Here is a 19,798-nt window from a genome sequence, read left to right as displayed (position 1 = left end):
GGGAGTCGACAAGAAGGCCCGGCGCCACCGGATCGCGGGGGTGCCGGGCTATTCCTGTGCGTGCCGGATGGCGTCCAGCACGATGTGGGCGACGTGGTTGTCGGTGAGGCCGTACCGGATCTCCCGGGCCTGCCGGTGCGCGGTCACGATGCGAGAGGTGCGCAGGACCCGGAGGTGCTGGGAGACCAGCGGCTGACTCACCCCGAGGGCGGTGACCAATTCGTGGACGTACTTCTCGCCCACGGAGAGCTCGCGGACGATGCCGAGGCGGACCGGGGAGGCCAGTGCCTTCAGGAGGTCACTGGCCGCCTGGAGGGCGCGTATCGGCTCGTCCGTAGGGGTCGCCGGGGGAGTGGTCGTCATATGCACACATTAGCAAGTGGCAATGATTGCCGGTTCGCGCCCGTGCCCGCCCTGCGGAGTGCGGGGCTTGACGGGGGGCTGGCTCAGTGGTCGTCCCAGTGCCCCTCGTGCGCCGCGTGACGGTGGCCGTCGTGTACGTAGTCGACGTGACCCTCGTGCGGTACGGCCACGTGCCCGCAGCCCTCGCCGTGCTGATGGTCGTGGCCCTCGTGGGGGGAGTGCCCGGTGCTCGCGCACTCGTCGACGTGGCCGTCGTGGATCCGGTGGAGGTGGCCGTCGTGCGCGAAATCGGTGTGGTCGCCGTGCGGAATGGCGACGTGTCCGCAGCCCTCGCCATGGGTGTGCGTGTGGTCGCCGTGCGTGCGGTGCTGGTTGGCGCTGGTCATCTCTTGCTCCTGATCGTGCTATCGGTCGCGTTCTTGATTCGGCTGAGGCGTGGGCTCCGCCGAGCATGCATAGCGACATCAATATATAGCAATGCTCGCATGTATTGATCCGTTGAGGTCGGGTTTCCTGTCACGGCGTGTCCGGTCGTGAGTGCTTAATGGCGGTTGTAGGCGGAAATGATTACGCCCGAACGGTAGTTGGAGCCGCGCTCGGCCGGTGCGGGCCGAAACGGAAGGTGCCTGTCGTGGGAGTGCCCCTGTATCTGCGACCACGACTGGAACCGCCGCTCAGTTCACTGCTGGACGCCGGGCCGTTTCTCCACTCCCTTGTCGACGCGCTGGGCTCACCGCTCAACGTGCTGCTCCCGGAGCGGGTTGCCGAGAACGCCGAGCGGTTCCGCGCCGTCTACCGCGCGCACCACCTCGCCGGACGGGTGTACTTCGCGCACAAGGCGAACCGGTCCAGCGCGCTGGTACGGCGGCTGGCGGCGGCGGATCCGGCCGGGGTCGGCATCGACGTCGCCTCGCTGGGGGAGCTGCAGCACGCCCTGGGCTGCGGCTTCACCCCGGAAAGGGTCATGGCAACCGGCCCGAAGGGCCCGGAGTTCCTGTGGCTGGCCGCTCGCACCGGAGTGACGGTGAACCTCGACTCGCGCGGCGAACTCGACCAACTGGCCGAAATGGTACGCAAGTACGGCCTGCATCGAGTCGATGTCCTGCTGCGGCTCTCCGAGTTCGAGTCGGTGCGGGACCTTCAGGGCGTGCGCGTGCTCTCGCGGCGTAGCCGCTTCGGCTCCCCGGCCGGGGACGTCGGCGAGCTGCTCTCCGCCGTCGAACGACACCGCGACACGGTTGAGTTGACGGGCATTGCCTACCACCTCGACACCACCGCCCAGGCGGAGAAGGCCCGCGCCCTGGAGCGGTGTGTGAGCGTCATGGACGAGTGCCGGGCCCTGGGCCTCTCGCCGCGCGTCCTCGACGTCGGCGGAGGGTTCGGAGTCGGTTACGTCGCCGACGCCGGCGAGTGGGAGCGCTACACCACGGCGCTCAGCGAGGCGGTGCTCGGCACCCGCCCGCCGCTGACCTGGCGCGGACACGGCTATGGGCTGCGCAACGAGGGGGGCACGGTGCGCGGAAGCGCCGCCCTCTACCCGGCGCACCGCCCCACAGCCGGCCCCGGCTACCTCGACGAACTCCTTACCCTGCCCGCGCCCTCCCTGGGCCGCCCTTCGGCCACGCTGCTCCTGGAGCACCTGTACGAGCTGTACATCGAACCGGGCCGGGCTCTGGTCGACCAGTGCGGCCTCTCCGTGGCCCGCGTCCTGGACGTACGGCGGACGGAGGGCACTTCCGGCTCGGGTGAGTATCTGGTGCGCCTCGGCATGAACGCCGGGGACGTGAGCCTGGAGGAGCACGGCGTACTCGTCGATCCCGTGCTCCTGCCCCGCCCGGGAGCCGAACCGGCGGGCGAAGGGGGCCCGACGGGCGAAGGGAGCCCCGTGGGAGTTCACCTCGTCGGCAATCTCTGCCTGGAGGCCGATCTGATCACGCGCCGCACCGTCTTCCTGCCCCGGCTGCCGCGCGTCGGCGATCTGCTCGCCTTCGCCAACACCGCCGGCTACGCCATGGACTTCCACGCCCATCACGCCCAACGGCAGCCGGTGGCCCGCACCGTGGCCGTCGTCCGTGAGGGCGACTCCTGGCGCTGGTGCCTGGACGAGGAGTACTGGCCGATCACACATCCCGGGGGAGCCTGGTCATGAGGTACGACAGCATCACCGAGGCCATCGGCAACACACCGCTGGTGCGCATCGATCCGGCGGTGCACGGCCTGCGCCGCATCGACCTGTACGCGAAACTGGAGATGCTCAACCCCTTCGGCTCGGTCAAGGACCGGCCCGCCTGGAACATGGCCCGCCCGCTGCTTGAAGCCGCCGCCGAGCAGGGCGAGACGGTCGTGGAACTGTCCAGCGGCAACACCGCCAAGGCCCTCGCCCTCCTGGCCGGAATGCACGGCCTGCGCTTCAAGAGCGTCACCAACCGGATGCGCGTACCAGAGATCAAGGAACTGCTCCTGCTGCTGGGTGCCGAGATCGAGGAACTGCCCGGACAGAGCGAGTGCCTCGACCCGACCGACACGGACGATCCGCTGACCCGCTTCCACCAGGCGCTGACCGAGCCGGGAAGCACGTATCTGCACACCGACCAGTACTTCAACCCGCTCAACACCGAGGCCCACGCGGCGGGTACCGGCCCCGAGATCATCAAGGACCTCGACGGGCGCGCGCCGGACTGGTTCATCGCCTGCGTCGGGACGGCCGGTTCGTCGACCGGCGTGGCCCGGGTGCTGCGCGAGCACGACCCGGATGTACGCGTCCTCGGCCTGGTAGCGCACAAGTCGGACTTCATCCCCGGCATCCGCACCATCGACGAGGTCCACCAGGTCGGCCTGTTCGCCCCTGCGACCTACGACACCATCGAGTCGGTCACCTCCGACGAGGCCATCGACGGCATGCTGACCCTCATCCGCCGCTGCGGACTGCTGACCGGGCCCACCGGCGGTGCCGCCTACCTGGGTGCCGTACGCCATCTCCGGTCCGTGGAGGCGGAGTTGACCGACTCGGACGAGCGCCGTACGGCGGTCTTCATCGTCTGCGACCGCGCCGAGAGCTACCTGAGCTACGTACGGCAGCGCCGCCCCGAACTCCTGGGCCGGCCGCGTCGGGGCCACTCCGCTGCCGCCCTCACCGACGCCGAGGTCCGGGCCGAGGCGCAGGTCGTCGACATCGACGGCGCCCGGCGATGGATCGCCGGCGGGGAGCCGCGCCCGCTCGTCGTCGACCTGCGGGGCCCGCACGCGTACGCCGCGCTGCACATCGAGGGGTCCGTCAACATCGTCGACGAGATCTTCGACGAACTCGTCCGCGCCGGGTTGCCCTTCAGCAAGGCGCAGCCGGTCCTGCTGGCCTGCCCGGTGGGCGAGAAGTCGGCCCGGTACGCGGCGCTGCTGACCCGGATGGGGCATCCGGACGTCCGCAGCCTGGCCGGCGGCATCGTCGCCTGGCGGGACGCGGGCGCACCGCTGGTGCGGGAATGAGCGTCGGACCTGACCCCCAGGCTGCATCACCAGTCTGGCAGCGGGAGTTGAGGGAGCAGTTCCCGATCATCGCCGGCCACCCCGAACTGGCTTACTTCGACAGCGCGGCCACCTCCCAGAAGCCCCGGGCCGTGCTGGACGCCGTACACACCTATCTCACGACGGCCAACGCCAACGCGGGACGCGGCACGTACCCGTGGGCCAACCGCACCACGGACCTCGTGGAACGCACCCGACGGCGGGTCAAGGACTTCCTCGCCGACCCCGAACCGCACCGCTCCGTAGTCCACTTCACCAGCGGAACCACCGAGGGGCTGCGCACCGTAGCCCGCGACTGGCTCACCGCCCATCTCGCGGACGGCGACGAGATCCTCGTCCCCTTCGCCGACCACCGGGCGAACCTGGACCCCTGGCTGGAGGCACAACGGCTGCTCGCAGGCCGGGGGATCGACGTGCGCGTCCGGGCGCTGCCGTACCAGGCGGCGTCCGGCGACTACGACCATCGGGCGCTGGACGAGGTCGTCGGCCCGCGCACGCGCTTTGTCGCAGCCACGCACATCCACCACGTCTACGGCGGGGACATGAACGTGCACCGCATCCGCGAGGCCGTCGGCCCCGACGTCCCGATCTGTCTGGACGCCGCCCAGAGCGTCGGCCATCTGCCGGTCTCCGTCGCCGAGTCGGCGCTGGATGTGGACTTCGTGGTCTTCTCGGGGCACAAGGCGCTGGCGCTGCCCGGTACGGGGGCGGTCTGGGCGCGAGGCGCGCGCGGCCCGGCCTTCGAGCCGGGCGGCTGGCAGGGCACTCCCAACACCGTGGGCATTGCCTCGCTGGAAGCGGCACTCGACTGGCTGGAGGCGGCGGGTGTCGAGCGGATCGCGCGTTGGACGATCGCCCTCGCGACCCGGCTGACCGACGCACTCCGGCACCTCGCCTCCTACGAGATCCTGGGCTGTCAGTCCAGCCTGGCCGCCGACTGCGCGCAGCCCCTCCAGCAGCGGCGCCACGGCATCGTCACCTTCCGCCATCGCGGCATTCCGTCCGACGACCTCGGCTTCATCCTCTTCAGCCACGGCTTCATGGTGCGGGCCGACAGCCTGTGCCAGGCAGGCACCGACGAGAAGAAGGACGGCTCGGTGCGGGTCAGCCTGCACGTCTACAACACCGAGGAGGAAGTCGACCGTTTGGCCGCGGTCCTGGCGTCACTCGATTGACCTTCCAAAATGGAACCGAAAACCGTTTCCACCTGTAGATTCGGCGGCATCCGCGACAGATGAGAGACGGAAGAGGTGGCGCGACCAGATGGGCGTGAGCATGGGGACGGCCAAGATGTGGGTGGAGCGCTGGGAACGGCAGCAGCAGCACTACGCCGTCGACCGTGAGGAGCGGTTCACCGTGATCGCGGACGTGGTCGAGCACGTGACCGCCGGCTGGGTGCGACCGCTCCTCCTCGACCTGGGCTGCGGTCCGGGTTCGCTGGCGGCGCGCCTTGCCGGGCGCATGCCGGGCGCGGAGATCGTCGCCGTCGACATGGACCCGGTCCTCCTGGAACTCGGGCGCACCCACCACCCGGACGCCGCCCGCTACGTCGACGCCGTCATCGGCGGCGACGAATGGACCGACGCACTCGGGCTGGACCGCCCTCTGGACGCGGCCGTCTCGACAACGGCCCTGCACTACCTCGCCGAGCCGACCCTCCTGCACACCTACCGCCGTCTCGCTGGGCTCCTGCGGCCCGGCGGCGTTCTCATCAACGGCGACCACTTCCCCCAGAACGGCTCGCCCCTGTCGGAGCTCACCGCGCATGTGGGTCGCCGCAGGGCCGAGCGATCACGCGCCCACATGAACGAGGACTGGGATTCCTGGTGGGCCGAGGCGGCCCAGGACCCGGAACTCGCCGACCTGTTCACCCAGCGGGAGCGGCGCCGGGCCGCCCAGACAGGCGGAAGCGGCGGCGACCACCTGACCGCGGCCCGGCATGCCGAACTGCTGCGGAAGGCGGGCTTTCACCATGTCACGTCCGTCTGGCAGTTCGGCGACAGTCGAGTCCTTGTGGCGGTCAAGGACTGATCCGCACGGCGTGCGCGCCTGCGGGTCCATGGGGACGACGCCCGGGCCGGGGCGCGGACCACTGTCAGAGGGCGAGGCTCATCAGGATCTCGTCGCGGTCGTCACCGGGGGCCACCCGCAGTGCCCCCGGCCATCGGCCGACCTCGACCCAGCCCAGCTTGCGGTAGAAGTCCTCGAGCCCCAGTCCGGACCGCGCGGCGAGCCCCAGCCGTTCCAGCCTCATCTCGTCACGGGCGACGCCTGGGACGCGGCGCATCAGCGCGGCGCCGATCCCCAGGCCACGGAACCCGGTGTGCGTCTGCACGTGGTTGACCATGCCGCAGTGCGCGACGAGCGGGTGCGGATCGCGGCGAAGGAGCAGCCACCCCGCCGCCACGCCCTCCACGGTGGCCACGAGCAGCCTGCTCCGTTGCGGATCGAGTGCGTGGACGATCTGGTTCGAGCGCCGGCCCGACCTCCTGCGGACTCACCGGCGGCAATGAGAACCCGTGCGGGATGACCGCCCCGCCGGCATTGCTCACCGTCACCCAGCAGTCGACCAGCTCTCGCCGCAGGTCGGCGCTCAGCTCATGGGGCCGGGTGATCTGTGTGAACTCAGGTGACCTCACTGCCTTGTGCGCTGCCATGGCGATCAGCCTGCCAGACGGCCCGCGCCTGCGGGCTGATCCAATATCGGACACCGACGCTGAGCCGCGCTGAATCGCAGCCTGTTCCCCGCGGTTCGCCACCGTGCGGCCGTACAGCGGTCAGCAGGGTCTCCTGGTCCCTGCCAGGCCGTATGCCGTTCGCCGCCATGCCAACCTCTTGGATCGAGATCCGTACCGGGCCGGGCGGTGCCATGGCCGCATCCACCGCCCGGCCCGGGGTCTCACGTTCCCGCGATGACTGCGGGGTGCTCGTGTTCGCAGCTGTCGTCGATGCCGTAGGTGTTCCAGGCGGGGAACGGGTCGACGGGCGGCAGGATCTCGCCGTCCGCGATGAGGCAGTCGGTCAGCGCGGCTCGTAGCGCGTCCGCGTGCAGGTCCGTCCCGATGAAGACCAGTTCCTGAGCGTGCGGACTCCCGTCGTCGCGGGCGGCGGAGGGCTCGAAGCGGGCCACGGAGCCGGCCTGCGACCACAGGCCGATCACGTGCGGGCGGCTGGCCAGGGTGAAGAAGCCCTTGGAGCGCAGGACCCGTCCGTAGGCTCCGCTGTCGAGTTCCTCAGTCACGAACCTCCACAAGCGGTCGGGGTGGAAGGGCGCTTCGGAGCGGAACACGGTGGAGGAGATGCCGTACTCCTCCGTCTCGGGCACATGGTCGCCGTTGAGTTCCCTGACCCAGCCGGGGGCCTGCTGGGCGCGCTCCAGGTCGAACAGCCGGGTTCCGAGCACGTCACCGATCTTCACACGGCTGTGGACGGCCGGGACGATCCGGGCGGACGGGTTGAGGCGGCTGACCGTCGCCCGAAGCCCGTCGGCGGTCTCCGTGTCGACGAGGTCGAGCTTGTTGAGCACGATCACGTCGGCGAACTCGATCTGGTCCATCAGCAGGTCGCTGACGGTGCGTTCGTCGTCTTCGTACTGGTCCAGGCCGCGGTCGACGAGTTCGTCTCCGCTTGCCAACTCGGTCAGGAAGTTCGCCGAGTCGACGACGGTGACCATGGTGTCCAGGCGGGCGAGGTCGTCGAGCGTCGCTCCGTCGTCGCGGGCGAAGGCGAAGGTGGCGGCTACCGGCATGGGTTCGGAGATGCCGGACGACTCGATGAGGAGGTAGTCGAAGCGGCCCTCGCGGGCCAGCCGGTCGACCTCCTCCAGCAGGTCGTCGCGCAGGGTGCAGCAGATGCACCCGTTGGTCATCTCGACCAACCGCTCCTCGGTCCGCGACAGGGCGGCCGCGCCGCCGCGCACCAGTGCGGCGTCGATGTTGACCTCGCTCATGTCGTTGACGATGACGGCGACGCGCAGGCCCTCGCGGTTGCCGAGGACATGGTGGAGCAGAGTCGTCTTGCCGGCGCCGAGGAAGCCGGAAAGGACGGTGACGGGCAGCCGGTCGGGTTGATCGGGTCGGGCGAACGTCACGGTGCTCAGCCCTCGGGGCGCAGCAGCCCGCGCTCGTACGCCTTGGCCAGCCGCTGGGGTACCAGGTAGGGGACGTCGCCAATGGTGACCGGCACCAACTGCGGTGTGGTGGCCTTCCACTGGGCGCGACGGTGGCGGGTGTTGCTGCGGGACATCTTCCGCTTGGGAACGGCCATGGGGTCCTCCGGGACGAGCTGGTGGGCGAGTGGAGACGCTACATGAAAATGGAATCCATTACTATCTGGGCGACTGGCCGACGTGACGGGCGCGGTGATGTCTGCGACGAACTCACCACCGTCCCCACGGTGGACGCCCTTTCGAGGCGGGCACGTCGGCTGGTGATGCAGAACCTCGCGACTGCCGGGGCGTTCATCGCCGACCTGACGCGGGGAACGGATGGCTCCGTGTGCCGAGGACCTTGTGGGCCGGTCCCTGTTCGACGAGTGCGCCGGCGTCCAGGACGGCGATGCGGTGGGCCAGGGAGGCGCTGTCCAGATCGTGGGTGATCAGGACGAGGGACAGGTCGTCGCGGTCCTTGAGCAGGGTCGTGAGGACGCCAAGGATGCCGCGGCGGGTGATTGTGTCGAGGCCGGAGGTGATCTCGTCGCAGACGAGGACGCGGGGGTGGGCCAGCAGGGCGCGGGCGAGGGCCGCGCGCTGGAGTTCGCCGCCGGAGAGCTGTCCGGGGCGTCGGTGGGCCAGGGCCTCGGGGAGGCCGAGGCCGGCCAGCGTGGCCCGTGCCTCCTGTGTCGCGGCGGAGGTCTCGGCGCCGCGCAGCCGGATCGCGGTGCGGGCGATCTGGTGCAGGACGGGCCGGTGTTCGTCGAAGGCGGCGCGCGCGTCCTGGAAGACGTACTGCACGGCCGCCAGCTGTGCGTGGTCGCGGTCGCGCAGGCTGCGCGGCAGCGGCGTGCCGTCGAGGAGGATCTCTCCGTCGTGGTCGCGGTGGAGCCCGGCCAGGCAGCGGGCGAGGGTGGTCTTGCCGCTGCCGGAGCGGCCGACGACGGCCAGGCATTCGCCCGCGTGCAGGTTCAGTTCGGGGATGCGTAGCACCTCGGTGGTACCGCGTGCGCTGTCGCGGTGGTGTGCGGTCAGGCCGCGAATCCGCAGGACGGGTCGCCCGGTACCGGCCACGCTGTCCGGTTTCGTGAACTCCGGCTGTTCACGGAGCAGTTCGCGCGTCCATGCATGCCGGGGCGCGAGCAGCAGACGTTGCGTCGGGCCCGACTCCACGACCCGGCCCGCCTGCATGACGATCACCTCGTCGGCGAGTGCCCGTACGACGTCCAGGTCATGACTGAGCAGGACGACGGCGATGCCGCGTGCCGCGACGGCCGCCAGCTGGTCGACGATGCCGCTCTTGGTCAGGGCGTCCTGACCGGTGGTGGGCTCGTCGGCGACGACCACCCGGGCGCCGAGCAGCAGGGCCTGTGCGAGGACGACGCGTTGCTGCTGGCCGCCGGAGAGCTGGTGAGGGTAGCGGTCCAGCAGGGTCTCTGCGTCCGGGAGCTGGGCCTCGCCGAGGGCGTGCAGGACGCGTTCGCGGGCCGCTGCCCTGCGACGGCCGCGGGGCAGGTGGCGTACCTGGGCGCGGGCGATGTCCGTCAGGAGGGCGGTGATGCGGCGGGCGGGGTTGAGGACGGCGGCCGGGTGCTGGGGGATGTAACCGACCAGGCCGTCGGCCGTCAGGCGTACGTCGCCGGTGACGTGGGCGTCGGGCGGGTACTCGCCGAGCAGGGCGAGGCCGGTGGTGGTCTTGCCGCTGCCGGATGCGCCGATGAGGGCGGTGATCTTGCCGGGAACGGCCCTGAGGCTGATTCCGTCGACGATCGCTCTGCCGCCGGTCTCGACGCGCAGGTTCCGGATCTCGGCCACGGGTGCCTGGGTGGAGTCACCGCGACCGACGGAAGTACCGGCCTGGTCTGACGTGTCGTCTGTTCGGTTCACGGGCGTGCTTCACTCCCTGCCCGGTCGCGCCGTCGGCCATCGGCGAGTGCCGTGTCGAAGAGGAGGTTGGTGCCCATCGTCAGGGAAACGATCAGCAGGGCGGGGACGACCACGGCCCACGGTTGGACGAACAGGCCGGTGCGGTTGCGGTCGACCATGACCGCCCAGTCGGCGGCGTCCGGGGCGACCCCGATGCCGAGGAAGGCGGCCGTGGCGACCAGGTACAGCACGCCGGTCAGGCGGATGCCGGCGTCGGCGGCCAGGGTGCGCACGATGGAACGGCCGACATAGCCGACGGCCATGCGCCACCAGGTCTCGCCCTGCATGCGCAACGCCTCGACGGCGGGGCGGGCGGCTGCCTCGGTAGCAGCGGCGCGTATCAGGCGGGCCGCGTCGGGCACGTTGATCAGTGCGACCAGAAGGGCGAGACCGACGGCGTCTGGGGAGAAGACCGTGGCGGCCAGCAGGATCAGCAACAGTGAGGGCACGGCGAGCAGGACGTCCAGGGGACGCATCAGCAGCTCCTCCAGCCAGCGCCGGTGGGTGAGCGCACCGACCAGGCCGACCGGGAGCGCGACGAGATAGGACAGCGCGGTGGCGGCGAGAGCGGTCAGCACGACCGGCCGCCCGCCCTGCAGCACCAGTTGCCACACGTCGCGGCCGACGAAGTCGGTGCCGATCCAGTGGCCGTCGCCGAGAGTGAAGGACGCTGTCCGGCGTCCGGGTTCGCCCGTGAACAGCGGGCCCAGCAGGGCCAGTACGAGGGGTACGGCGACGATCGTGAGGCCGAGGGCGAAGCGGCCCGTGCGCGGTTTCGTCATGCGGCCGTCCCCGCCCGTGGCGCGAGCCGGTGGGCGACGAGATCCGCGCCCAGATTCAGTACGACGGTCAGCACACCGAACACCACGGCGAGCCCCTGCACCACCGGCACGTCGCGTTCGGCGACGGCGCCCAGCAGGACGGTGCCGAGTCCGGGGATCACGTACAGCGCCTCCACGACGATGACGCCGCACAGCAGCCAGTCGATGGTGCGGGCGAGTTGCTGCGTGGCCGGGGCGAGGGCGTTGGGCAGGGCGTGGCCGTAGCGGATACGAGCGCCCGAGACGCCGTAGCGGCGGGCCTGCGTCACGTAGGGGGAGGCGAGCGCCTCGATCATGCCGGCCCGTACCAGTCGGGACAGGGAGCAGACCGGGCGGGACAGCAGGACCAGGACGGGCAGGACGAGCGCGGCCGGGTGGCCGAGCAGGTCGGTGCCGTAGCCGACGGCGGTCGGCGGCAGCCAGGCCAGCTTCAGCGCGAGGACGGTCACCAGCAGCACGCCGAGGGCGAATTCGGGCACCGCGTACACGGCGAGCGTGACCGAGCTGATCAGCCGGTCGGCCAGGCGCCCTTCGTGGCGGGCGGCGAGCACGCCGAGGCCGAAGCCGATCGGGACGAGCAGGGCCACGGTGAGCGTGGCCAGCAGCAGCGTCGGGCCGAAGCCGTCGGCGATGTACCGGCTGACCGGGCGGCCGGAGGTCAGCGAGGTGCCCAGGTCGCCATGGAACAGGCCCGACGCCCAGTCGGCCAGGCGCTCGTACGCGGGCCGGTCGAGGTGCATGGCCTCGCGGATCGCGGCGATCCGGGCCGGGTCGGGCTGGTCGCCGGCCAGGGCGACGGCGGCGTCGCCCGGCAGCGCCTCGGTGAGCGCGAAGACCAGCAGCACGACGGCCACGGTCTGTACGGCGCCGAGGAGCAGCCGCCGGGCGACGAAGGAACGCAGTCCGCTCACGCGAGCCAGACCTTGTCGAAGCGGGCCCAGTCGAGCGTGTTGGCGGGCGCCTTGGTCGCGACTCCCTTCACTTTGCGGGCGGTTCCGAGGATCCAGTCGGCGAAGCCCCAGATGAGGAAGCCGCCCTCGGTATGGAGGCGGCGCTGCATGCGCTCGTAGACGGCGGCCCGTTCCGTCTTGTCTCGGGTGGACTGGGCCTGCTGGTAGAGGGCGTCGAAGTCCTTGTGCCTCCACTTGGTGGCGTTGGTCGTGGAGTCGGTGAGCAGGCGCTGGGAGATATGGGCCTCTATGGGCATCGCGCCGGAGCGATAGCAGCACAGGGTGCCGTTGTCGAGGATGTCGGCCCAGTAGGAGTCCTTGCTGCCCGTCTTCACGTCGATCGTGACGCCCGCCTTCTTCGCCTGGTCGCGGAAGATGCTGGCGGCCTCGGTGAATCCGGCGGCGACGGCCGAGGTGTCGAGGGTGACCTTCAGTTTCTCGGCGCCGGCCTGTTTGAGCAGGGCCCGGGCCTTGTCGAGGTCCTGTTCGCGCTGGGGGAGAGTGCTGGCGTAGTACTCGTAGCCCTTGCCGAACAGGTCGTTGCCGATCACACCCGCGCCGGACAGGGCGCCGTCGACGAGTTCCTGGCGGTCGGCGATGAGGAAGAACGCCTCGCGGACGCGCTCGTCGTCGAAGGGGGCCCGGTCGGTCTTCATGCAGAAGCCCTGCATGGCGCTGCCCTGCAGCCGGACGATCTCGATCTGTCCCTTGCCCTCGTGGGCGCGGGCGGTCGTGGGGTTGAGTTCGTGGGCGTACTCGACCTGTCCGCCGAGGAGTGCGTTGACGCGGGCCGACTCCTCGTTGGCGACGACGAACTCGAGCTCGTCGAGGTGCGGGGCGCCCTCCCAGTAGTCGTCGTAGCGGCGGAAGACGGCCGAGCGGCCGGGGGCGAAGGAGACGAAGCGGAAGGGGCCTGAGCCGATGGGTTTCTTGTCGAAGTCCTGCGCGCCCGAGGGGACGATGTACGCCCCGAACGCGGCCAGGATGTTGGGGAATTCGGCCGTGGGGCGCTTGAGGGCGAACTCGATGGTGCGGTCGCCGGTGGCGCGGCTGGCGTCGAGGTCGATGGGGTCCAGGGATGCCTTGGCGCGGAACATCTGTTCGGGGTCGGCGATGCGACGGTAGCTGTAGAGGACGTCCTTGGCGGTGACCGGCTTTCCGTCGTGGAAGGTCGCCTTGCGAAGGGTGACCCTCCAGCGGTCCAGGGCCTTGTTCGCCTCCCACTTCTCGGCGAGGCGGGGCTTGGCGGACAGGTCGGCGCCGTAGTCGGCGAGCTTGTCGAAGAGGGCCTTGGCCCGGGCGGCGTCGGCGAAGAGGTTGGCCAGGTGCGGGTCGAGGGTCTCGCTGGCGCCGCCGCCCGCGAACGCGGCACGCAGCCGCCCGCCACGCTTCGGTGTGCCGTCGCTCTTGGTGTCGGAGTCCTCGGTGCCGGAGTCGCCGCATCCGGTGAGGGCGAGTGCGCCGAGCGAGGCGGCGCCCGTGGCGGCGAGGAAGCCGCGCCGGCGCAGGCCGGGGAAACGTTCGTGGTACATGACCGTCCTTGGGGTGTGGGTGTCAGCGGGTGGTGTTCAGGCGGGCGACGATGTGCAGCCGGTCCGCGTCCGTCCTGTCTCCGGGCAACTGGCCGTCTTGCCAGGGCGGTTCGGTGCGCGGGCCGGGCCCGTCGTGGAGTTCGAGGACCTCGAAGCCGTGCGCGGTCAGCAGATGGCGCAGCTCCTGCGGGAACAGCAGCCGCCACGCGGAACGCTGCTCGACCGGCTCCGACCCGTCGTCCGCGCTCCATACGCGCGTACGACGCAGGAGTTGGGCGCTGCGGTCCAGGGTGAGCGTGGTGTGGGACCGGTAGACGGTGCCCTGCCAGGTGAAGGAATTGACGGCGGGCATGTCCAGCAGGTCGGTGCGGCCGAGGAAGTACGCGCCGTTGCGCATCTCCGCGACCAGCACACCGCCGGGAGCCAGGGCGCGGCGACAGGAGGTCAGGAAGGCGTCGAGCTGGTCGTTGGTGTGGCAGTACAGCAGGGCACTGTCCAGGCACACCACGGCGTCGAACACGCCCCGGCCCAGGTTGAAGCCATGCAGGTCGGCGCGGACGTAAGCGGGTCCGGGGTGGTGGGTGCGGGCGTGGGCGAGCATCGCTTCGGAGATGTCGGCACCGATGACCGTGCGGCCGACGGCGTGGAGGTGGGCGGCGTCGCGACCGGTGCCGCAGCCCAGGTCGAGGACGCGCTCTCCCGCGCCCTGCCGGCGGAGGCAGTCCTCCGTCCAGCGTGCGGCCAGCCGGTCGGGGTCGGGGAATCGGGCCTCGTACAGCACGGGGTTGTCGGTGAGCAGGTTCGTCTCGGTCATGGCGCCTCCTCCCTCAGGCCGCGGCCGGTACGGCGGGCTTCGACGGCATCGGCAGCGACCCGAGCCGGTGCAGCCAGGCCACGCCCAGCGCGGACGCGAGCCCGAACAGGGCACAGCACGCCCACGGCAGCCAGTCGGCGCCGCCCCGCTCCCCGGCGTCCATGGCCCAGCCGACGACGGTGTTGCCGACGGCGGCCGCGATGCCGGAGACCACGTAGAAGATGCCGAAGTAGGTGCCGGTCAGCTCCGACCGCCCGAAGCCGGGGATCAGCTCCATCACGAACGGCTGGGCGACCATCACCCCGAGGTAGAGCAGCAGGGCGCCGATCAGTACGGGCAGGGCGCGCAGCACCGGGTGGCCGGAGGAGCCCACGACCAGGGCGGGCGGCAGGAACGCCACCGCCATGAGGCCCAGACCGGTCGCGATCCAACGCGCCCTGTCTCCACGCTCCTTGAGGGCACGGGTGATGCGCAGCTGGAGCGCCAGGTTGGTGACGGTGCCGACGAGGAAGACGAGGCCGGCGGCACCGTTCCAGCCGGTGGCCCGGCGGGCTCCGTCGGGCAGCAGCAGATACAGCTGGTTCTCCAGGGTGAACATGCCGACCATGGCGAGCGCGAAGGCGAGGAAGGCGCGATTGCCCAGGACCTCCCGCCAGTCCGTGAGGACCGTGCCCTTGCCCGGCTCGACCTCCCGGGCGGGCAGTACGAGGGCCTGGGCGACGGTGAGAGCGGCGAAGATCCCGGCTGCGGTGAGCGCGGACGTGCGGAAGTCCACGAGCAGCAGCGCGCTGCCCAGCAGCGGCCCGATCAGCGCCCCGGTGGTGGCGAACACGTTGAACAGGGCGAACGCCTCGGCCTTGCGCCCGCCCGCTTCCTGGGCGATGTAGGTGCGTACAGCGGGGTTGAACAGCGCCCCGGCGAGCCCGCTGAGGACGGACGCGGCGAGCAGTACGGTCAGGTCGTCGCCGAGCGCGAACAGGGCGAACCCGACGGTGCGCAGGGCGCAGCCGGCGATGATGACGCCGCGCGCGCCGAGCCGGTCGGAGGCGGAGCCGCCGATGATGAACAACCCCTGCTGGCTGAGGTTGCGCACGCCGAGGACGATGCCGACGACGGCCGCCGACATGCCCAGGTTCTCGCCGAGGTGGGTGGCGAGGTAGGGGATGAGGAGGTAGAAGCCGGTGTTGACGCCGAGCTGGTTGACCAGCAGGAGCTGGACCGCGAGCGGGAAGCGGCGCATCTCACGCCACGTCCTCATACGCACCCACCTCCTGAACTCCCAGGCCCGGGCGGACACTTGCGCGTACGACGCCGTCGGCGCCGCCGATGCCGGTCCACGGGTCGTGGGCGAGCAGGAGGTGTCCGTCGAGGTCGACCCAGCGGGCCCGGTCGGCGAGGTGCACGGCGGGCGCCAGCCCCAGGCTGCTGGCGGTCAGGCAGCCCAGCATCAGCTCCGTGCCGCTGCCGTCGAGCAACTCGGCGATGCGCAGGGCCGCGTACACCCCGCCGCACTTGGCGAGCTTGACGTTGACGCCCTGGACGCGTCCGGCCAGGCGGCGTACGTCCTTCAGGTCGACGGCGTCCTCGTCGGCGATGACCGGCAGCGGTGAGCGCTCGGCCAGCGCACCCAGCGCCTCCGGGTCGCCGGGCGCGAGGGGCTGTTCGACGGCCTCGACGCCGAGGTCGGCGAACCGGGGCAGCAGCGCCTCGGCCTGCGCCACGGCCCAGGCGCCGTTGGGGTCCAGCAGGAGCCGGGCCCGGGGCGCGGCGTCGCGGATGACGCGGACGCGCTCGATGTCCTCCTCCGGATCGGGGGTGCCCGCCTTGACCTTGATGACCTCGAAGCCGCTTGCCGTGAGACAGCGGGCCTGTGCCGCCGCGTGGGCCAGGGAGGTGATGCCGATGGTGCGGGCGGTGGCGGCGAGCGGAGCCTCCGGGGCACCCAGGAGCCGGTGCACGGGGCGGCCCGCGCGCTTGCCGACGAGGTCGAGCAGCGCGGCCTCGACCGCGGCGGTCACGGCCGGGGGAGTGTTCTCACAGATCGACTCGCCGCCGTACAGAGCACTTTCGGGGTCGGGGAAACGGGCGAGGTCCCTACCGGCGGTGGCGAGGAGCCCTCGGAGAGTGTCGGTGTCCAGCCCGTAGTAGACGCTGGTGACGGCCTCGCCGTGGCCGGTCGCGCCGTCGTGTTCGACGGTCAGCCATACGGCGCTGCGGGCGGACATGGTGGAGCGGGAGATGCGCAGCGGCTCGGTGAGTTCGAGACGTACGGTGCGCAGGCTGGCCTTCACGGGGTCCTTTCCGGGTGGGGTACGGCCTTGAGCGGATCGGAGACGCGCGTGCAGCGCACCCAGCCGGTGGCCTCGGCGGCATGGGGGTGCGGGATCTGCACCGGGCGGGTGGCCGCCGTGCCGGGGTCGAGGCCGTGAGCGGCGGCGAAGTCGTCGTCGTAGACGGTGCCGAGGTAGCGGTGCGGGCCGTCGGGGAAGACGGTGGCGACGACCGCGCCTGGGTGGACCCGGGCGGCCCAGGCGGCGACGCGGGCGGCGGCCCCCGTGCTCCAGCCGCCGCTGACGAAACTGCCCTGAGCGAGTCGGCGGCAGCTGTCCACAGCCTCGGCCGGACCGACCCAGTGGACCTCGTCGAAAGCGTCGTAGGCGACATTGCGCGGGTGGATGCTGCTGCCCAGGCCGCGCATCAGCCTCGGCCGGGCGGGCTGGCCGAAGATCGTGGAGCCGGTCGAGTCGACACCGATCAGCCGCAGCGAGGGCCAGCGCCGCCGCAGCGGGCCGACGATGCCCGCGCTGTGGCCGCCGGTGCCGACGCTGCACACCAGGATGTCCAAATGATCGAGCCGGTCGACGAGTTCGGCAGCGAGCGAAGCGTAACCGGCGCTGTTGTCGGGGTTGTTGTACTGGTCCGGCCAGTACGCGCCGGGCAACACGGCGAGCAGCTCCCGCAGCCGATCCAGCCGCGCGGCCTGCCAGCCGCCCCGTGCCGCCGGACGATCCACGATCTCCAGCCGTACACCATGGGCACGCAACAACTGCCGCATGGCCGGCTCCAGTTCACTGTCGCCGACCAGCACCACGGGATGGCCGAGGGCCTGCCCGGCGAAGGCCAGCCCGATGCCGAGCGTGCCGGAGGTGGACTCCACCACCGGTGCGCCGGGTCGCAGTTCGCCGCGCTCCCGGGCACCCAGCAGCATCGACACAGCGGCCCGCGCCTTCATGCCGCCCGCCGCGAGCCCTTCGAGCTTGGCCCAGAAACCCGGGTGCGGGCCGGGCAGGTCGGCGCTGATGCGGACCAAAGGCGTGCGGCCCAACAGGGCGAGCAGTTCCGGGCGAGCCGTGGGACGCACGGCCGTGGTCGTCATCGCCCGCCCTCCGGACACGGACCGCCGTAGCGGTGCACGGTGCCAGGACCGCCGTCGAGCCAGAAGAAGGGATACGGCTCCGCGCACACCGCGCTCACCCCGTGCCCCAGGAAACGAGGCAGCACGGCGCTGCCGGTCTGGGCGAACATCACCAGCTGCTTGCCGTACGCCAGCGCGTGTTGCCGCAACGGCTCGAAGGTGTCGTTGCCCAGCGTCATCCCGGACACCAGCAGGGCGTCGCAGCGGCCGGCCTCGGCGAGCGCGTCGGTGGCGACCTCCTCGCCCCACTCGGTCAGCCCGCCCTTGAGATCGCACGGTACGTAGCCGAGTCCTCGCCAACGCAGCTCCTCCAGCAGGGAGTTGACGACCCCCACCACCAGCACGCGCGCGCCGCCAGGCACATCGAGCAGCTCGACGACGGCCCGCGCCCGGGCCCGGGACTTCTCCAGCGAGGTCCCGGCGGACAGGGGCACGGGTCGCGCCCCGTTCTCCGGAGCGTGCGGAGTGACGTGCATCAGATAGGCGTCCAGCGCGGCCACGCGCACCGGCAGCAGCTGGTGCTCCAGCAGCCGGGCCACGTCGGCGCCGACACAAGCGTCGATCGCGCCGTCGGGCAGGGCCCCGGGCTCGACCGCACACGAGCCCACGGCCCCGCCCACACGCAGGCTGAGCACCTCGTTGCGGTAACCGGTACCGCGCCCGGCGTGCCGTACCGCCTGCCGTGTGGTGAAGGCCACGGCGATCCGCTGCGCGGCCGGATCCGGGCCGAGCTCACCGGCACGGACGCGCGCCACGAGCTCGTCGTACGACTCACAGGTCTCGAACGCTGTCGTGCGGGCTGTGCCGGTGGGGACGGTCATCGGATCACCAACCCGGACCGCAGCTCGCCGAGCAGGGCCTCGACATGGTCCCGGGCGCCCAGCCCCTCGGCGTCGCCGGCCATGACATGCCCGAGGTACTCGTTGTTGCTGCCCGCCGCCGTCACCTGCTTGCCGGGCTCGGCGAGCTGCACCTCCAACACGCCTGGCACATCCAGGAGTTCGCCGCCGTCCAGCGAATCGAGCGTGCCCGAGGTCTCCGGTACGAGGAAGCCGATGGCCGCGCTGCGCAGCCCGGTGTCGCCGCCCCGCAGGTCGGGTTCGCGGCCTAGGGACACCTCCACGAAGGCCGCGGCCAAGTCGATGCCCGTCACGTGGCGGATCAGCTCAGTGATGCGGTTCCCGGCGGGCCGCGGATTGACCTCGACCACGCGCGGACCGGCGGAGGTCAGCTTGATCTCGGTGTGCGCCACCACGCCGTCGGTCAGGCCGAGGGCCTTGAGCGCGGCGAGGGCGGTCTGCTCCGCGGCCTCGGCGTCCGCGGCGGGAAGGGCGGCCGGGAACATGTGGCCGGTCTCGATGAACGCGGGCGCCCCGCCGATGCTCTTGTCGGTCACGCCCACCACGTGGACCGCGCCCGCGTGCGACACCGTCTCGACGCTCACCTCGGGGCCGTCCAGCAGCTCCTCCAGCAGGACGACGGGCTCCCGCCGCTGCCCGCGCGCGTTGACCTGGAAGTCGGCCAGTGCCCTTACCGCGGCGACGAGTTGTTCCTCGTCGTCCACGCGGCGCACGTACATGCCGGCGCACAGGTCGACCGGCTTGACGACCAGCGGATAGCCGATCTCCTGTGCGGCCCGGGCGAGGTCGGCCCACTCCTCGTGCACGGCGAAGCGCGGCCCGGGCACCCCCGCGTCCGTGAGGACCCGGCGGGTGGCGTCCTTGCGACAGGCGTTCTCGACGGCTTCCGGGGTCGAGCCGGGCAGTCCCAGGCGCCCGGCGATGCGGGCCACCGTCGGCAGGTAGTAGTCACAGGAGGTGATCACGCCGTCGAAGCGCAGCACGGCGTGCAGTCGCTCGATCTCCGGCAGGAGGGCGTCGGTGTCGTTGGTGTCGGCGGTGATGACATTGCGTGCGCCGAGCAGCGGGTGCGCCGCCCCCTCGGGAGCCGAACGGAGGTAGTGGTGCAGGTCGCGGGTGAGGAACGTGAACTCGTGCCCGCCCTCCCGGATCGCCCGTGGCAGCAGCCTGCTCATCGACCCGACCCAGCTCTCGACCATCAGCAGATGCGCCACAACTCCCCTTTTCGTGCCATCGGTTCAGGTGTCAGGCAGCCCTGAGAGCCCTCGGGCGGGAGGGATCAGGCGTTGCGCACACACGCTATCGATAATCATTTTCATTTACCAGCCTCTTGTCGAAGCCCATGGGAGACAGCCCCTTGTTCCGCCCCGGCCCCCTGCTGTGTGCCCGCACCGCCACGGCCGCCCTCGTGCCCACCGCCCCGGTTCAGGCCACCGCCTCCGCGA

18 protein-coding genes and 1 pseudogene are annotated in these 19,798 nt (G+C 71.2%); 4 read left to right on the top strand and 15 right to left on the bottom strand.

Going from position 1 to position 19,798, the window contains the following annotated elements:
• Positions 1–48: 48 nt before the first annotated feature.
• Together U5640_RS08910 and U5640_RS08905 are read right to left on the bottom strand one after the other, a co-directional pair.
• On the bottom strand, positions 49–363 hold the full coding sequence (locus U5640_RS08910) for a metalloregulator ArsR/SmtB family transcription factor (protein ID WP_340375248.1): 315 nt from the start codon (positions 361–363) through the stop codon (positions 49–51).
• Between the two features lie 83 nt (positions 364–446).
• Positions 447–749 (bottom strand): hypothetical protein, encoded by a 303-nt coding sequence (locus U5640_RS08905; RefSeq protein ID WP_340375247.1) that lies wholly within the window; start codon positions 747–749, stop codon positions 447–449.
• A gap of 245 nt (positions 750–994) precedes the next feature.
• Between U5640_RS08905 and U5640_RS08900 the strand changes: the two genes are divergently transcribed.
• The 4 genes from U5640_RS08900 (at position 995) to U5640_RS08885 (ending at position 5,916) form a co-directional block, all read left to right on the top strand.
• Positions 995–2,512, top strand: coding sequence for a Y4yA family PLP-dependent enzyme (locus U5640_RS08900; protein WP_340375246.1), 1,518 nt, complete (start codon positions 995–997; stop codon positions 2,510–2,512).
• Positions 2,509–3,846, top strand: coding sequence for a pyridoxal-phosphate dependent enzyme (locus U5640_RS08895; RefSeq protein ID WP_340375245.1), 1,338 nt, complete (start codon positions 2,509–2,511; stop codon positions 3,844–3,846). Before U5640_RS08900 ends, U5640_RS08895 begins: the two co-directional genes overlap by 4 nt.
• Positions 3,843–5,060, top strand: coding sequence for an aminotransferase class V-fold PLP-dependent enzyme (locus tag U5640_RS08890; RefSeq protein ID WP_340375244.1), 1,218 nt, complete (start codon positions 3,843–3,845; stop codon positions 5,058–5,060). Before U5640_RS08895 ends, U5640_RS08890 begins: the two co-directional genes overlap by 4 nt.
• 88 nt (positions 5,061–5,148) lie before the next feature.
• A complete protein-coding gene (locus tag U5640_RS08885) occupies positions 5,149–5,916 on the top strand; it encodes a class I SAM-dependent methyltransferase (protein ID WP_340375243.1) in 768 nt (255 codons plus the stop codon).
• A gap of 64 nt (positions 5,917–5,980) precedes the next feature.
• Here the strand turns inward: U5640_RS08885 and U5640_RS08880 are convergent.
• From U5640_RS08880 to U5640_RS08820, 13 genes and pseudogenes are all read right to left on the bottom strand, one after another.
• Positions 5,981–6,542: pseudogene (locus U5640_RS08880) on the bottom strand (GNAT family N-acetyltransferase).
• A 242-nt stretch (positions 6,543–6,784) separates the two neighbouring features.
• Positions 6,785–7,975, bottom strand: coding sequence for a GTP-binding protein (locus tag U5640_RS08875; RefSeq protein WP_340375242.1), 1,191 nt, complete (start codon positions 7,973–7,975; stop codon positions 6,785–6,787).
• A gap of 5 nt (positions 7,976–7,980) precedes the next feature.
• The gene (gene rpmF, locus U5640_RS08870; protein WP_340375241.1) at positions 7,981–8,151 is read right to left on the bottom strand and encodes a 50S ribosomal protein L32; all 171 of its coding nucleotides are present in this window, start codon (positions 8,149–8,151) and stop codon (positions 7,981–7,983) included.
• Between the two features lie 193 nt (positions 8,152–8,344).
• On the bottom strand, positions 8,345–9,850 hold the full coding sequence (locus tag U5640_RS08865; RefSeq protein WP_340375240.1) for an ATP-binding cassette domain-containing protein: 1,506 nt from the start codon (positions 9,848–9,850) through the stop codon (positions 8,345–8,347).
• 68 nt (positions 9,851–9,918) lie between these two features.
• Positions 9,919–10,743, bottom strand: a complete 825-nt coding sequence (locus U5640_RS08860; protein ID WP_340375239.1) for an ABC transporter permease — start codon at positions 10,741–10,743, stop codon at positions 9,919–9,921.
• A complete protein-coding gene (locus tag U5640_RS08855) occupies positions 10,740–11,693 on the bottom strand; it encodes an ABC transporter permease (RefSeq protein WP_340375238.1) in 954 nt (317 codons plus the stop codon). The genes U5640_RS08860 and U5640_RS08855 overlap by 4 nt, the downstream gene beginning before the upstream one ends.
• Complete coding sequence (locus U5640_RS08850; RefSeq protein ID WP_340375237.1) at positions 11,690–13,264, bottom strand: ABC transporter substrate-binding protein; 1,575 nt, start codon at positions 13,262–13,264, stop codon at positions 11,690–11,692. Before U5640_RS08850 ends, U5640_RS08855 begins: the two co-directional genes overlap by 4 nt.
• Before the next feature lie 22 nt (positions 13,265–13,286).
• Positions 13,287–14,078: a class I SAM-dependent methyltransferase gene (locus U5640_RS08845; protein ID WP_340375236.1), complete on the bottom strand. Its 792-nt coding sequence runs from the start codon at positions 14,076–14,078 to the stop codon at positions 13,287–13,289.
• A gap of 13 nt (positions 14,079–14,091) precedes the next feature.
• Positions 14,092–15,336 carry an MFS transporter gene (locus tag U5640_RS08840; protein WP_340375235.1) on the bottom strand — a complete coding sequence of 415 codons (1,245 nt, stop codon included), beginning with the start codon at positions 15,334–15,336 and terminating at the stop codon, positions 14,092–14,094.
• A complete protein-coding gene (locus tag U5640_RS08835) occupies positions 15,320–16,369 on the bottom strand; it encodes a dipeptide epimerase (RefSeq protein ID WP_340375234.1) in 1,050 nt (349 codons plus the stop codon). Before U5640_RS08835 ends, U5640_RS08840 begins: the two co-directional genes overlap by 17 nt.
• On the bottom strand, positions 16,366–17,454 hold the full coding sequence (locus tag U5640_RS08830) for a pyridoxal-phosphate dependent enzyme (RefSeq protein ID WP_340375233.1): 1,089 nt from the start codon (positions 17,452–17,454) through the stop codon (positions 16,366–16,368). Before U5640_RS08830 ends, U5640_RS08835 begins: the two co-directional genes overlap by 4 nt.
• Positions 17,451–18,314 carry a DUF364 domain-containing protein gene (locus tag U5640_RS08825; RefSeq protein ID WP_340375232.1) on the bottom strand — a complete coding sequence of 288 codons (864 nt, stop codon included), beginning with the start codon at positions 18,312–18,314 and terminating at the stop codon, positions 17,451–17,453. Before U5640_RS08825 ends, U5640_RS08830 begins: the two co-directional genes overlap by 4 nt.
• On the bottom strand, positions 18,311–19,567 hold the full coding sequence (locus tag U5640_RS08820) for an ATP-grasp domain-containing protein (RefSeq protein ID WP_340375231.1): 1,257 nt from the start codon (positions 19,565–19,567) through the stop codon (positions 18,311–18,313). Before U5640_RS08820 ends, U5640_RS08825 begins: the two co-directional genes overlap by 4 nt.
• Between the last annotated feature and the right edge of the window lie 231 nt (positions 19,568–19,798).

Origin of the sequence: Streptomyces sp. SS7 (assembly GCF_037993025.1) — a bacterium.
In the GTDB taxonomy this organism is placed as follows: Bacteria; Actinomycetota; Actinomycetes; order Streptomycetales; family Streptomycetaceae; genus Streptomyces.
The sequence above is the reverse complement of the archived record's forward strand: the minus strand, read 5'-3'. Positions and strand labels throughout refer to the sequence as shown.